The sequence below is a fragment of the Allocoleopsis sp. genome (genome assembly GCF_036703385.1).
Classification (GTDB): Bacteria; Cyanobacteriota; Cyanobacteriia; order Cyanobacteriales; family Coleofasciculaceae; genus Allocoleopsis.
Genome location: NZ_DATNPA010000643.1, coordinates 1 through 15,064 on the forward strand (window position 1 = coordinate 1; position 15,064 = coordinate 15,064).

Sequence of the window (15,064 nt, forward strand, 5' to 3'; positions counted from 1 at the left end):
TGCTCAGTCAAGACAAGGTTCATTACTGGAACGAATTGAACAACTGATTGATGCAGGCGAAGTCCTCGCTAAAGATATTTCCTATGGTTCCTGGAGTCGATTTGCTTCCCAGACCAAATTCCACGCGATCAAAGCCCGTGCCTTTAAAGCGTATTGCCAAATTTTAGGGCTCAACTGGGAAGAAATTGTTGATCGCGAAAGTGTTGCGCCTGCGATCTCGCCTCCTATGGGCGACGAAAAGGAGTTACCACTGCTACAAAGCAGCGCTGGTAGTGATACTCAGAAATTGGAGGGAGGTAAGGGAAAGAACACTAACAACCCTCGATCGCGTGCAGTGAACGTTGCCGTAAGCCCCTCGCTTAAAAGCAGAAGCAAGAAAGGCTCCCCTCTTATCTCACAGGGAACCGATGCGTTAGCGATCGGGTTAGCGTTAGCACCGCAGAACGCGACATCCCTCAAGCGGGGCGTTAGCGACACGATTCCCTTAGCGCAACGGGACGCCGTAGCATCCAAGGAATCATTGGGGCGTTTGCGTAGTAAGCGCGTTAGCCATAGCCCAGTCCGGAAAGTTGGAGGGGTTAAGTCTGACTTGTCCGAACGCAAAAGCAACGCCTCCTCACTTACGTTTTCACTGAACTCTCAAGCCTGGAGTGCTAGCAGTAACGGAGAGGACTTGCCTAATGCCGTTAGGCTAACGCGATCGCTAACAAGTCCTTACCACAATCTACCCGTTCGTTACCACACAGCTTTGATTGGTCGCGATACAGAAATGACCTGGCTGCTGGAACGGCTTGCTCGCGATCGCTCTACCTCTCACATCAGTATTGAGGGCATAGGCGGTGCAGGAAAAACTTCCTTAGTATTGGAAGCAGCCTATCGATGCTTGCAGGCAACTTGTGGGACACCTACAACGCCACAAGCTCCCACCTTCGACGCCATTATTTTTACCTCAGCCAAGCAACAGCATCTGATTGGCAATCAGATTTTGCAACGCCATAAGCGAGAGCGCACCTTAAATGATATTTTCAGAGCCATCTTCCGCACTCTGGAGTGTCCTGGCTTATTCCCCGCAGACTTTGAGCAGCAACTGGAGTGTATCCAAAGCCGTTTACAAGAACTGCATACCTTACTGATTGTTGATAATTTAGAAACTCTCGACGATCAAGAGGCTGTCCTCTCCTTTTTGTACGAACTCCCACCTACGGTAAAGGTGGTGATTACAACCCGGCTTCGAGGCGCTTTTGGCAGTCCTATCTATTTAGAGGGTTTGCCAGTGGATGAAGCGAGGCGTTTGATCGAGCATCAAGCCCAAGAACAGCGACTTCAGCTCAAACCCGAACAGTTCCAGGACATTTATCACAGAACCAGTGGTCTGCCATTGGGAATTGTGTACGCGATCGGTCAATTGTCAGTTTATGGCATGTCCGCCGATGTATTGGCAACTCGATTGACTCAGGCCAGCGACCTCACCCAATATTGTTTTGAGGATTCTGTGCAACGACTGAGAGGGCAACCCGCCCATCGTCTGTTGATGGGACTGGCGTTATTTGCTAAATCAGCTTCACGAGATGCGATCGCTCAAATTGCCTTACCAGACGCGGACTCCCTCAATGCGTTGGCTCAACTTTACCAGCTGCGCTTGGTGATTCAGCGTGAGGAACGCTACGATATGCATCCCTTAACCCGCGAGTATGCTCGCGCTGAACTTAAGGCTCACTCGAAGTTTGAGCAAGAAGCACGAGAACGTTGGGTGACTTGGTATCTCAGATTTTCCCAAGCCTACGAACAACAGGATTGGAAACTGTGGAAGGAATACCAAGCCTTAGACTACGAATGGGAAAACCTACAAGCTGCGATCGATTGGTGCATTCAGCAAAATCGATATGAACAAGTCCGGCAGTTTTGGCGACACATCAAGGGATACACCTATGTGCATGGGTACTGGCATGAGCGCTTAACTTGGATAGACTGGCTGCTCCAAGCTGCCCAGCAGCACCAAGATTCATCAATGATGGCAGAGGCACTAGGGGATAAGGGTTGGACGTTAACTCTGATGGGCAAACCAGAACAGTTGGCACAAGTGGATGCTCTGTTTGCACAAGTCTGCCATCTCCAAGAAGGTAAAGACTTAATTGTTCATTTGGCGTTAACCATTGATCAGGCGGTGCTGTCGATTCACCAGCGAAAATTTGATCGCGCTCACCAATTGTTGAATCAGGGGAAAGAGTTACTCAAGGGCATTCACAGCGAAGAGCCAAAACGTCTACGTCAACAGATTCGCCTCTATTACTATGAGGCGGAGGTTTGGTTTAGAACTGGGCAGTACGAACAAGCCAAAATCGGCTATCAACAGGCACTCGAACAAGCTCAGGTTGCTCAATGGCAGCAAGTGGAGGTCTATATCCTCAATTGGTTAGCAGATGTTGCACTCGTGGGAGAACGCAACCTGGATGAAGCGGAAAATCTGTTAAACAGGAGTATGCCGATCGCTCTGGTTAGTAAGGATAAGCGATCGATTGCATTTCACAAGCGTTCTTGGGCGCATTTAGAGAGCCTCAAAGGCAATTTTGCTGAATTTCAACGTTGGGTGATCGAGGCAAAAGCCAGCTTCGAGAGTCTGGGGATGCTGGCGGAAGCTCAAGAAATGCAATCTTGGCTCAACGATAATTTTTAAATAGTTAATTGGTTATTAAGTTTTGCTCTTAACCTTCAATCTGATAACCTTCCAACCTTCAACTCATTTTGCGCAACTTAATCACCTAAGGTTATCAAATCAATCCAAAAGAACATTTGCTTTTATTTGGAGGCTCGTTTAAACTGAAATCAAACAAAAAGGAAGATATTGAGTTAAAAGTTAACAAATTTATGGAACTTATCAATCGAACACCTTCTCTACAAGGCGAAACAACGGATGTAACTGAATGGCTCAGTCGAGCTGGGCTGAGATTTGAAGACTTAGGCAACGATGCCAATAGCTTAGCCATCCGCAATCAATGGCGAGAGTACCAAGCCGCTGTGCGAATGTACTGTGTATCTAAACGTCAACCACCCGAGAAAGTGCAACTAGACGGTATTTACGTCAAGCTGAGAGTCCCTCAAGCTAGTGTATTCACAAGCAAAGCGTCCGATTATTCCAGCGCTAATCACTTGTCTTAAGCAAGCAGCTTATGAATGCCCTCATAACCTTTCCACCAAGTACCTATGTACTTGGTGATCGCTATGTGTTTGGGCTTTATACAAGTCTGCCTGGTTGATAACAATCTTATGTATGGTTGTTTTCCAATTGATAACAATACCGCTCAAAGCTCAGCAGACAAAATACATCTAAACTAGGCTACAAACTTCTTCTTGCGAAATCTAGTGTTTATACACTAGCTGCTATAGCGATCGCCATTGTGGAAATTTCCAGATAACGACCCTACTCAAGGATTCTCGTCGCTAATCAGTAGAATTAGTCAAATACTGTAAGGGACATCTAACCATGAGCCGCGATCGCAGGTGTGTCGGCTGGTTCTCTCTCCTTGTTCCCCTCATGGGAACCCTTGCCGCCATTCCAGTAACGGCTAATCCCATTACCCCCGCTTCAGATAGTACGGGTACGATTGTCACTCCCAACGGCAACCGATTCGATATTCACGGTGGTTCCCTTTCTCAGGATGGTGCCAATCTCTTCCATAGTTTCCAGCAATTTGGTCTAGATTCGGGTCAGATTGCCAACTTTTTGTCTAATCCTTCGATTCAGAATATCCTGGGACGGGTTGTCGGGGGTAATCCTTCGATAATTAATGGTCTGATTCAGGTAACAGGGGGTAACTCTTCCTTATATTTGATGAATCCCGCCGGGATTGTTTTCGGTAAAGATGCCAGTCTGAATGTTCCTGCTTCGTTTACGGCTACAACAACTACGGGGATTGGCTTTGGTGGGAATAATTGGTTTAATGCGTTTGCTAGCAATAACTATCAGAGTTTAATCGGTACACCCAGTCAGTTTGCTTTTGACTATACACAATCTGCTGCAATTGTCAACGCTGGCAATCTGGTGCTTGTACCAGGGCAGAATTTAACCTTACTCGGTGGCAGCGTCATTAATACAGGGCAACTGACGACACCGGGAGGAACAATTACCTTGGCGGCAGTATCGGCTCGAAATTTGGTGCGGATTAGTCAATCGGGGCATTTGTTGAGTTTGGAGATTGCGCCGCCAAGGGATAATGCTGGGCAGCTACTACCCATTACTCCACAGGCTTTGCCGACGCTGTTAACTGGCATAGGTGGGAATGTAGAAACTGGATTGAGTGTTTCTCCAAGCGGAGAAGTGCAGTTAATCGGTTCTGGAGTAACTGTACCCACTCAAGCAGGAACCACTATTGCTTCTGGCAGTCTCGATGTCTCTACTATAGGGGGACAAAGTCTTTTACTCTCACCACAGCTTGGGGGCGAGGTGAATGTGTTGGGCAAAACAGTTGGACTGTTCGGTGCCAACATCAACGCCTCTGGCATCAATGGCGGCGGCACAGTATTAATTGGTGGAGATTATCAGGGGCAGGGAAGAGTACCGAATGCGTTAGAAACGTTGATTAGCAGTGACTCGGTAGTGTCCGCTGATGCACTGCTATCTGGTAATGGGGGAAAAGTTATTGCTTTTTCCGCTCAGAAAGCCGATATTCACGGGATATTGACGGCACGGGGAGGAACTGTATCTGGAAATGGTGGGTTGATTGAAACGTCTGGTAAGCAGTCTCTTAATCTCACCAGTATTCCTAATGCTAGCGCTTTCAAGGGTATGGGGGGTACCTGGCTTATTGACCCAGCGGATATCACGATTGTAAATGGTGGAGGGGGTGCGATCGGTACAAATAGCGTTGATGTTGCCAACATTAATACGGCACTGAATGCTGGCACCAACGTTACCATCACCACAGATATTGGTGGCACCGGTCAAGGTAACATTGTCCAGATCGCTGGTGCCAATATTAATAAGACAACAGGTGGTGACGCTACCCTCACTTTACTGGCAGACAACGACATTTTCCTGAATGGGGGAGTCAGTTCTACTAACGGCAAGCTGAATTTGAACCTGAATGCCGACAGGGATAATAACGGTGCAGGCAGAGTCATAATCTATCAGCCCAACTTGCCCATCTTGCCTATCTCGACGGGGGGTGGGGATATCACCTGCAAAGGTAGTAGCAATATTACCGACAGCTCAGGTATCAATATCTTCAATCCGATCAACTCCGGGGGAGGAAAGATCACTTTCGAGGGGACTAGCACCGGTTTGGGGCGTTCTAGAGGCATCGACGTTGAAGGAAATATCACCTCAGGGGGCGGGGACATCCTATTCACGGGTAGTAGCAGCAGTGAGGTTGGTATCTTTACCAACAACTCAATCGATTCCGGGGGAGGAAAGATCACTTTTAATGGCACTAGCACGGCGACAAATGTCAGCGCCACTGGCTTGCTCCCCAGAGGTATCGACGTTGAAGGAGATATCACCTCAGGAGGCGGGGACATCCTATTCACGGGTAGTAGCAGCAGTGGGAGCGGCATCATTACCTTCAACTTAATCGACTCAGGGGGAGGGAAGATCACTTTCAATGGCACTAGCACGGTGACGAATGGCAGCGCCACTGGTAAGGGCATCGCTATTGTAGGAAATATCACCTCACAAGGCGGGGACATCCTATTCACGGGTAGTAGCAGCAGTGAGGATGGGATCTTGATCGGCGGCTTCATCGGTGGCCTGAAAATCAACAACCTGATCGACTCAGGGGGAGGGAAGATTACTTTCAATGGCACTAGCACGGCGACGAATAGCAGCGCACCTGGCTCGTACACTAGAGGTATCGACGCTGAAGGAAATATCACCTCACAAGGCGGGGACATTTTGCTCACGGGTAGTAGTAGCAGCAGTGAGGCTGGCATCGCTATCTTCCAGCCGCTCGCTTCAGGGAAAGGCAATCTTACCCTGACTGCTGACACACTTTATATTGACCCCAATTCCTCTATTACTGGCACTGGCAATCTGCTAGTGCAGCCCTTAACCCCCAGTGTCTCTGGGCAAATTGGTGGAAACAGTACTTTTCTAAGTACAACTGCACAGATAATTTTGACCAATGGAGGCTTTGCTTCCTTTACCATCGGACGTACTGACAGCAGTGGTGCCTTTACCCTAGGAGATTACCTCACATTTAACAACCCAGTCACGTTGCGATCGCCCGTTGGTAATGGCTCTATCAATACCACAGGCTTTACCCTCACTGGAGCAGGTAATGCCACAATTACGCTGCAAGCCAACCAAAATATTACCAGTGGCAATATTATCAATCCCGGTCGTGCCATTACGATAACCAGCAATACAGGAGCCGTTACCACTGGTAATCTCAACTCATCCGGAGCTATTGATGGTGGAAACATCCAAGTTAAAGCAAGTACCCAAATTACCACCGGACAAATCAACGCCAGTGGTGCAACAGGTCGAGGTGGCAACGTTACGCTTGACCCCTCCGGTGATATTCAGGTTACCTCAATCAATGCCCAAGGCGGCACAACAGGCGGCACAGTAGACATCACCACCAATCGCTTTTTCCGAGCAACAAACACCTTCACCTCCACCAACGGCTTACCTGCCAGCATCTCAACGGCTGGAGGCACCGCAGGCGGAAACATCACCATCCGGCACGGGGGACAAGGTATCGTTCCCTTTAATGTCGGCAGTGCCACCACCAACGGCACAGCAGGTGAAATTACCAGTGGCAATTTCACGATTCCTACTGGCAACTCCTATCTCTATACCTACAACTTGGGCAATATTGGGATTATTAGCGTTCCAGGTTCTAACTCTACCCCACCCACCCCAGGTTCTACTTCTAGCCCGCTCCTCAAACCTGTTGACCTGATCAACCCACAAGCACCGCTCACCTCGCAGCCACCACTTCCAAATGATCGCCTCAATGCAATTGGGATTGATGATTCCTTGAGCAATGACTTTGCCAAAGATACCGGACAGGGGAAGACAAAGCGTGTCACTCTTTCTGAAGTGCAAAATACCTTAGAAAAAGTTGAGAGTGCTACTGGTATCAAACCAGCAATCATCTATGCCGTGTTTGTTCCTGCTACTATTCCCCCTGCGTCTCCTTCTCAACCGGGTCAAGCGCAAAAATCTGGTGTAGCCGCATCTACCTTATTGCGTGCCTTAACTCCCAGTCCGAGCGATCGCTTAGAACTCGTTCTCATCACAGCTGAAGGAAAGCCCATTCGCCGCACCACGAAGGCTACCAGAGCCGAAGTCCTTCGTATGGTCAAGGAATTTAGAAGCAAGATAACCGATCCCACTGAGCGCACGGGTTCTCTCGCCCCTGCCAAAAAAATGTATCAGTGGCTGGTGGCTCCTATAGAACCCGACTTACAACAGCTACACATTCACAATCTCGCCTACATCATGGATGCTGGCTTACGCAGTATTCCCTTAGCTGCCCTTCACGATGGCAAACACTTTATCATCGAACGCTACAGTGTTAGCTTAATGCCCAGCCTTTCTCTCACCGATACCCGCTACTCGGATGTGAGGAATTCTTCTGTCTTAGCAATGGGTATCGAGAAATTTGCGGACAAGAGTCCTTTACCCTCTGTACCTGTAGAATTGTCCGTCATTACAGGTAGCCTCTGGTCAGGGAAATCCTTCCTCAATGACAGCTTTACCCTACCCAATTTGCAAGCCGCTAGAAATTCTCAGCCATTTGGCATTATCCATTTAGCCACCCATGCTCAGTATCTACCCGGAGCACCAGAAAAATCCTATCTCCAACTATGGGATACTCAACTGCGATTAGCACAACTGCGGCAGATGGGATTGCACAAACCCCCTGTAGAACTGTTAGTCTTGAGTGCTTGTCGCACGGCATTAGGGGATGAACAGAACGAGTTGGGATTTGCAGGGTTGGCAGCGCAAGCTGGAGCGAAGACTGTCTTAGCAAGTTTGTGGTACGTCAGCGATGAAGGGACTCTGGGTTTAATGGCCGAATTCTACGAGCAACTCAAACAAGTTCCCATGAAAGCTGAGGCACTCAGACTTGCTCAGTTAGCGATGCTGAGGGGTGAGGTGCGATTACAGGGGGGTAAGCTTGTCACCAAGCGGGGTAGTTTCGCTTTACCGCCCAATCTGGCGGCTTTGGGAGACATCGACTTGACACGTCCTTCCTTCTGGAGTGCGTTCACTTTAATCGGTAATCCTTGGTAGCAACAATACTGAATAATTCAGGTGATACGGAGATGAATGTGCATCGGTATCTGATGAGCAATAGACCTGTTTTGAAAGTCGAATTAACCCCCCTCAGTCCCCCGAAACGGGGGGAAAAAATCTTACTCCCTCTCCTTTTAGGGGAGGGTTGGGGAGGGGTTTCAAGGATTGATGCAAGAGGTCTAATAAGGAATGCGATCGCTCTAGTAGTTGCCACACACCAGGAGGTGGAAAGAGCGATCGCACATTCAGGAACTATTTTATTTCGACGCTTCACAAGAGCGAGCTTATGGACGAAGCTCCCATCTCTCCTGCCAGTCAAAAATCCGTTCGAGTTGCTGTAGAGAAACCAATCCGTACTGCCAGAGAATAATCGGTAAGGGTTCTGAAGCTCGTTGACGCATTCGTAAGGCTACAGAAATAGAGGAAGCGGAAATCGTAAGTTTGTCTTGTAAAAAATGAATGAGTTGAATGTCTTTTTTACTGAGTTCCATATCTTAAAAAATAAACAGAACTGTCAGTACTAAAAGTAAGCTCTCAAGAGCGAACCGAAATTTTTGAACGCTCTTAATAACCCATTTTTTATCGAAGTGTTTTTAAGCTGTTATTACCTGAACTGTCGAAGGACTGAAGTCGGCGACTCACCCAATCAGCATTTTCTCGGAGCAGATGAAGAATGCTCCCGCGAATCAACGCCTCTAAACGTAATCGCTCCTGCTTTAAACGATAAGGAGGCTTCGCATCCACTGTGGGTTTTTGTGCATTACCCATCACTACATCCCGATGGGGGAGATGCTTCAGGACATGAGCTACTAGCTTTTGGCGCAACTCAGCAATAGAAAATGCAGCTTGATAGGGATGTTCAGGATAATCTTCCAAGACATTTTCAATTTCTTGGAACACGGCAAGATTTTGCCAAAGGGTGTCTTCTGCGCCCATTTCTCTAATGAAATCATAATCAACGGACGTAAAAGCGCTGGGATGCTCTGGGCTCAGGAACATGATAAATTTCTATCCTTTAACTACATTTCCTGCCTCAGACGCCAGAAGTTAGATTAATATAATCCTCCTCAGGGTCGAGGGCAGGTACAACGAAGCGACTAGATACCAGCCAAGGACACTGACGAGTTCAAACACATTCCTGGAAGAATGCCAACTCTTCAGTCTCCTCTCAATGCCTACGAAGTTAGCTGACGGGCGAGGACTGAGAGATGTCCTTCTCTAAACTGCTCTTTGACGAGTGAAGATAAGGTTAGAGATTTGCCCCAAAAGTTGGTTCCTCCGTTCCAGCACTCACCGTACAGTCCAACGAACTTGTAGGCTTAATACTGAATTAGGCTGACTTATTAAATTTATTTTTTATTATTATACCATTTTTCTATTAGGATGCCAAATCTTTCGCCAGGTGTAGATTGTTTAACAGCGAGGTCTGCCACAAGCACTAGGATGCAGATGTAAGTTGATCGGGTCAGCATCATTGACGGATTGAACCTTTTCCTGTAATAAGTTGAACGCTTTATCTTGATGCAACTCAAACTCGGCTGAAGCGTCTGTATTGAAGTACTCCTCGAACAGCGCCAAGAGTGATTGAGTTTCAACAAAAGTTGCATCCCAATTTTGTCGATTGCTCTGTGAACAAAACTCAGAATCTGGTTGATGATCGATGAAATAGCCGAACAGTCCTTCGCAATCTTGACGATATTTGCGTGTATGCAAAATGTGAGAGTGCCAGACGCGATCAATTTCCTGCGTTGGCACCACCAGAATATCAGGATGCAGGTAGCTCACGAACAAGAAGCTCTTATAGCGTCCAATGGCTTGGAGCGTTTGCTGGCGACTCCACCCATAACCATTTTGGGGGTTCATCAGGTAATCTGCTATTGGCGACAGGTTGAGTGCTTTCAGCTTTTCCATGCAAGCTAAAGATTGTGCAGACAAAGCTTCCTTGACAACTAACATAGGTTGAGAACCTCATTGGCTACGGCTGTATGTTTTCTCACTATGCCAAGGTGTTCAAGCGGCTAGGAAATCTGTGTAGTCAACACTCACAACCGAAAAAATTGCTCTTGATCGCTACACACCTGTGAAACTGCTTACACGAAGCTACCACTGTATCAATGGATGGATTATGAGTGGTGAAAGAAGAGTATAGTTTCAAAAAACATAGAAAAATATTCCCGGTCTTATGTTTATGCGTTTTACCCTAATCTTCTGTGTTCTTCTATAAACCCTGAAAATCTGTCTTCCTTAAGCCTCAATTCCAATTCCCCAGTCCCTATTTTCAGAGTAGAGAGTATGAACCACGCAGAGTTTACAAAGGCTTTTGCAGGGCTAACGCCTCGACAGGAAGAGGTTTTGCTGAAAGTTTTGGCGGGTCAAAAAGATGCAGAAATTGCCTCAGAGCTGCATATTACTCAAGCTACGGTGAGAAAACATATTGAGAATACATGCAAGGCATTTGGCCTCTCCCATTCGCAAGACTCTGGCTACTTACACCGTCCTGAATTGATTTCTCTTTTTGCGAAGTACAAGCCAGAGTTATTTAGAGCAGGTACTCAGAACCTGAAAAAGGGTACAAAAATTTTGCTCAGTTACTATGGCGGCTCTGAACTAGACAAAAGTTGTGCAACTCAGTTAGAGGGCGCTTTAAAAGCCAAAGGCTACGAAGTATTTATCGCTGATGGCACTCTGCGAATGGCAACCACCGGATTGCGGCAAATCTATGCCGAATTAAACCAATGTGATCACTTGCTTTTGCTATTATCAACGCTTGCGGCTTCTAGTGAAATGGTAACCGAAGAGGTGCGATGGGCAAAGGCGTTGCGGGATACTCGACTGGATGGCAAGCCAGGGATTTTACCCATTCGCATTAATTGTCCAATCAGCTTACTGAACCATGACTTGCGGGGTTATCTTCGGGGAATTGCTCAGCAAGAGTGGCGATCGCCTGAAGATACCCCAATCCTTGTGCAATCCGTCCTGGAGTTGTTGACCTCTGGCAACAACCAGGGGGAAACCTCTGATAAGAGTACCTTTGCACTTACCCCAGACAAGGCAGAAGAAAATACCCAATTCCTCAGTCCCTATTCCCTCACTCCAAATCACCCACCCCAGCCTGTGGCGGAGCCAGAATTACCAATGGGACAGGTGGAGTTGGCGTCTGCCTTTTATGTGGAGCGATCGGGGATTGATGAACGCTGCTACGAAGCGATCGCAAAACCCGGTGCTCTCATCCGGATCAAAGCACCCAGGCAGATGGGTAAAACCTCGTTAATGGCTCGGATTCTCCAGCGTGCGACGAATCTAGGCTACCGTACCGTGCCTTTAAGCTTTCAGTTGGCGGATAGCAAAGTGTTCACCGACCTGGAGCAGTTCTTAAAGTGGTTTTGTGCGGTTGTTGCCCTAGAGCTCCAGTTACCAGCTCGATTGGCTGACTATTGGAACGGAATTTTTGGCAGCAAAGTCAGCTGTAGGTCTTACTTTGAGCGCTATTTACTGGCGAATACAACCGAACCTCTCGTCTTAGGCCTAGATGAAGTAGACCGGGTCTTACAATACCCAGAACTCACCGCTGATTTTTTTGGTCTGTTGCGAGCCTGGCATGAAGAAGCCAAAAATCGAGAGATTTGGAGAAAACTTCGCTTAGTGGTCGTCCATTCCACCGAAGTTTACGTGCCAATGGATATTAATCAGTCCCCGTTTAATGTCGGTCTACCGATTGAGTTACCCGAATTTAAGTCCGAACAGGTGCAAGATTTAGCTCAGCGACATGGACTAGCTTGGGGGACTCCAGAAATTAGGCAACTCATGACAATGGTGGGGGGTCATCCCTACCTCGTGCGATTGGCACTCTACCACATTGCCCGACAGGAGATTACACTTCCTCAACTTTTAGAGACAGCTCCTACCGATGCCGGACTTTATAACGACCATTTGCGGCGGCACTTGTGGAATTTGTCCCAGCATCCAGAATTAGCCGCAGGTTTATACAAAGTGGTGTCTGTGGATAGTCCTGTCCAGTTAGAACCCATCCAAGGATTTAAGTTGCATAGCATGGGACTGGTCTATTTGCAAGGCAATGAAGTAACGCCCCGCTGCAATTTATATCGCGAGTATTTCCGTGCTCGTCTCACACCCTTGTCCTAAACTTGCCCACAGGAGTAGCTAATGTACACCCAAATCAGAGGGGTTGATGAGTACCAAGTCGGGGGAAGCCTGCCGCTGGAAGCCCCGACCTATGTGATTAGGCAGGCTGATGCTGACCTATACCGAGGCGTAAAGGCAGGGCAGTTTTGTTATGTACTCAACTCGCGACAGATGGGCAAATCCAGCTTACGCGTGCGAACCATGCAGCGGTTGCAAGCTGAAGGAATGAGCTGTGCCGCTGTTGACCTGACAGCCATTGGTAATCAGAATATTACGTCTGAGCAATGGTATGCAGGCATCATTTATACCTTAGCGAGTAGTTTCAATCTTTTAGATCATTTTGATATCGAAACTTGGTGGGGCGATTCCCTACAGGATAGCTCTGATGGACTAGATGCCGCTGCCGTAACTTACGAATTTCTCTCCCCCGTGCAGCGCTTAAGTAAATTTATAGATCAGGTGTTGCTTCGACGAATTCCTGACAATATTGCTATTTTTGTAGACGAAATTGACAGTATTCTAACGCTCAATTTCTCAATCGATGATTTCTTTGCCCTAATCCAGTCGTGTTACAACCAGCGTGCTGAACAGCCGGAATACAATCGCCTCACCTGGATTCTCTTGGGGGTGGCAACTCCCTCTGATTTGATTCGCTCTACAAATTACACCACACCCTTTAATGGGGGTTGCGCGATCGAACTCACGGGTTTTCAATTGCACGAAGTTCAACCTTTAGCTCAAGGTTTGGTGGGCAGAGTTCCTAACTCAAATGCTGTGATTCGAGAGATATTGAATTGGACCGGTGGTCAACCGTTTTTAACGCAGAAATTGTGTAAACTCGTCCTTCAGGAGTTAGGCGTCAATGGAGGCATTCCGGCAGACAATCTGTCCATGCTAGTAGAATCACGCTTGATTGAGAATTGGGAAGCACAGGATGAGCCAGAGCACCTCAGAACGATACGCGATCGGCTTTGCCGTTGCGCTCCGCGCGATCGCATCCTTAAGAGTGGGCAACGTACAGTTAGACGGCTAGGACTGTATCAACAAATTTTGCGACAAGGGCAAGTTTTAGCCAATGATAGCCCCGAGCAAGTGGAATTACGGCTATCAGGCTTAGTTGTCAAACAGGATAGCCAGTTAAAGGTTTATAACCGAATCTACCAATCGATTTTTAATCTCGCTTGGGTTGAGGACACTTTAGCGAATCTACAATCCCGATAGTTCTGCACTAGACCAGCTTGGCAGAAATAACTATCCAGTTGAAAAAGGTTAAAAAGCTTACTAGACCTCTTGCTCTCATTCAATTTTCGCCCCCCCAGCCCCCCAATTTTGGGGGGAGCAGGAGCTTCAAAGTCCCCCAGAATTGGGGGATTTAGGGGGCATTCCAAGATTTATGCAAGAGGTCTACTGTACAAGCTTTTTAACCTCTGCTTTCTGCCTCCTCATACCAAGTTGCAGCAAGGGAGCTACTAATCTTGAGATGGGTGTGGTTATCAGTCATTGGTTGAGACGGACGCGGAGAAAAGTTTTGGACATTACCAACGGGTTTTGACCGCACCCTCTTGATATTAATGAGAAATATGAAGTGTGAAGTAGTAATCATGATTTTTTGATAAGTTTAAGGGAGAGACAAACTATTCATTATGTTGAGTCTTTATTCCCTGATAAAAAGCGAGAGAATGCTTTATGGTTACGTCGATTCAATACTCGATAGACGCTATCAAGGATGAAGCACGCCAACTCGTCAACAAGGGACTTTTGACGCGCCAGCAGCCTATTTATACTCTCTGTCAATATATTCCTGCCTGCGAATGGGTTTGCATTGAAACCGAGCTAGAGAAGAATGACTTTTTGTTACGCGATCGCCTCATTGACCTACTAGGCCGTGAAGATTGGCAAGAAGACTAGATTTTATGAATCGACTATAGTCAGGCTCATACCGAGTTGTGCTCAAACCTACTAGATAGCCAGAGCAGGGGAAGCAGGGAGAGAGCAACGACTATCTTTAACTGCAACTTGGTATCAGGCCAATGCACTGCGCAACCTAAACTCAGTATCATCTGTAAGGCTCTACCTCTTGAGTCGTAGCATCTCTCTTAGGAGGGATATGATAGGGGTCTTGCCTATGTAGATAATTTAAATTACTGCCAAAAACACCTAGCCGTTACCCTACAGAACCTCTGACTCTAAGGATTACGCTCAAGGACAGACCGAAAAAAGTTATCCCTATGCCTTCCAAGGATCACAGCAATGCTGTGCCCCTTGAGATATTGTCTGTTGTTCATTTATTTTTGCTAGTCTCTCAGTTCCCGACTTTTTCCAGATGAGTTAGGCACAAATAGAAGAGGTCGGTTGCAAGCCTTCCAGTCGTTATACTGGAATGCACGAGTTCCCCTCATCTAACTCCTACTTGAAAAATCCTTGAAGCCGCCAAATATCAATCGGGTACATACTTGACCGCAAGAGAAATAAATTACTATTGGGAAATTTTATGCCAACTGCACAAGCGACTCAAAATAATACAGAAGAACTTGATCTAAAACAGTTACTGAGAACATTGACCTCTGTTAAGAAAGGTAACTTTTCGGTACGGATGCCCATTGAGCAGACGGGCATGGCTGGGAAGATTGCCGATGCGCTCAACGATATTATTGAGCGGAATGAACGGATGGCGGCGGA

General features: G+C 47.2%; 10 protein-coding genes and 1 riboswitch. Of the genes, 7 read left to right on the top strand and 3 right to left on the bottom strand.

The genetic code is table 11. From position 1 onward, the window contains the following. The 3 genes from V6C93_RS30530 to V6C93_RS30540 all read left to right on the top strand — a co-directional run. Nucleotides 1-2,674 (top strand): ATP-binding protein (locus V6C93_RS30530; protein ID WP_333480441.1); only part of this gene is annotated, 2,674 nt, incomplete at its 5' end. Nucleotides 2,675-2,865: 191 nt separating this feature from the next. Further along, complete coding sequence (locus V6C93_RS30535; RefSeq protein ID WP_333480442.1) at nucleotides 2,866-3,156, top strand: hypothetical protein; 291 nt, start codon at nucleotides 2,866-2,868, stop codon at nucleotides 3,154-3,156. A gap of 325 nt (nucleotides 3,157-3,481) precedes the next feature. Next, nucleotides 3,482-8,239: a CHAT domain-containing protein gene (locus V6C93_RS30540; RefSeq protein WP_333480443.1), complete on the top strand. Its 4,758-nt coding sequence runs from the start codon at nucleotides 3,482-3,484 to the stop codon at nucleotides 8,237-8,239. A gap of 287 nt (nucleotides 8,240-8,526) precedes the next feature. Here the strand turns inward: V6C93_RS30540 and V6C93_RS30545 are convergent, their stop codons facing one another. The 3 genes from V6C93_RS30545 to V6C93_RS30555 all read right to left on the bottom strand — a co-directional run bounded on the left by V6C93_RS30545 (nucleotide 8,527) and on the right by V6C93_RS30555 (nucleotide 10,198). Further along, nucleotides 8,527-8,733, bottom strand: a complete 207-nt coding sequence (locus V6C93_RS30545) for a DUF2949 domain-containing protein (protein ID WP_333480444.1) — start codon at nucleotides 8,731-8,733, stop codon at nucleotides 8,527-8,529. A gap of 88 nt (nucleotides 8,734-8,821) precedes the next feature. Then, nucleotides 8,822-9,241: a hypothetical protein gene (locus tag V6C93_RS30550; RefSeq protein WP_333480445.1), complete on the bottom strand. Its 420-nt coding sequence runs from the start codon at nucleotides 9,239-9,241 to the stop codon at nucleotides 8,822-8,824. 158 nt (nucleotides 9,242-9,399) lie between these two features. Beyond that, nucleotides 9,400-9,541: riboswitch (cyclic di-AMP (ydaO/yuaA leader) on the bottom strand. Between the two features lie 114 nt (nucleotides 9,542-9,655). Next, complete coding sequence (locus V6C93_RS30555; protein WP_333480446.1) at nucleotides 9,656-10,198, bottom strand: glycine-rich domain-containing protein; 543 nt, start codon at nucleotides 10,196-10,198, stop codon at nucleotides 9,656-9,658. Nucleotides 10,199-10,534: 336 nt separating this feature from the next. Here V6C93_RS30555 and V6C93_RS30560 point away from each other — a divergent pair, with 336 nt between their 5' ends. From V6C93_RS30560 to V6C93_RS30575, 4 genes are all read left to right on the top strand, one after another. Next, on the top strand, nucleotides 10,535-12,385 hold the full coding sequence (locus V6C93_RS30560; protein ID WP_333480447.1) for an AAA-like domain-containing protein: 1,851 nt from the start codon (nucleotides 10,535-10,537) through the stop codon (nucleotides 12,383-12,385). A gap of 21 nt (nucleotides 12,386-12,406) precedes the next feature. Next, the gene (locus V6C93_RS30565; RefSeq protein ID WP_333480448.1) at nucleotides 12,407-13,606 is read left to right on the top strand and encodes an AAA-like domain-containing protein; all 1,200 of its coding nucleotides are present in this window, start codon (nucleotides 12,407-12,409) and stop codon (nucleotides 13,604-13,606) included. A gap of 465 nt (nucleotides 13,607-14,071) precedes the next feature. Further along, nucleotides 14,072-14,293, top strand: coding sequence for a DUF4327 family protein (locus V6C93_RS30570; protein ID WP_333480449.1), 222 nt, complete (start codon nucleotides 14,072-14,074; stop codon nucleotides 14,291-14,293). A 583-nt stretch (nucleotides 14,294-14,876) separates the two neighbouring features. Beyond that, the coding region (locus V6C93_RS30575) for a hypothetical protein (protein WP_333480450.1) at nucleotides 14,877-15,064 on the top strand (188 nt) is incomplete at its 3' end.

Excerpts from the sequence above, each read along its gene's own strand:
- V6C93_RS30535 (WP_333480442.1), top strand. The coding sequence starts at position 2,866 with ATGGAACTTATCAATCGAACACCTTCTCTACAAGGCGAAACAACGGAT.
- V6C93_RS30540 (WP_333480443.1), top strand. The coding sequence starts at position 3,482 with ATGAGCCGCGATCGCAGGTGTGTCGGCTGGTTCTCTCTCCTTGTTCCC.
- V6C93_RS30545 (WP_333480444.1), bottom strand. The coding sequence starts at position 8,733 with ATGGAACTCAGTAAAAAAGACATTCAACTCATTCATTTTTTACAAGAC.
- V6C93_RS30550 (WP_333480445.1), bottom strand. The coding sequence starts at position 9,241 with ATGTTCCTGAGCCCAGAGCATCCCAGCGCTTTTACGTCCGTTGATTAT.
- V6C93_RS30555 (WP_333480446.1), bottom strand. The coding sequence starts at position 10,198 with ATGTTAGTTGTCAAGGAAGCTTTGTCTGCACAATCTTTAGCTTGCATG.
- V6C93_RS30560 (WP_333480447.1), top strand. The coding sequence starts at position 10,535 with ATGAACCACGCAGAGTTTACAAAGGCTTTTGCAGGGCTAACGCCTCGA.
- V6C93_RS30565 (WP_333480448.1), top strand. The coding sequence starts at position 12,407 with ATGTACACCCAAATCAGAGGGGTTGATGAGTACCAAGTCGGGGGAAGC.
- V6C93_RS30570 (WP_333480449.1), top strand. The coding sequence starts at position 14,072 with ATGGTTACGTCGATTCAATACTCGATAGACGCTATCAAGGATGAAGCA.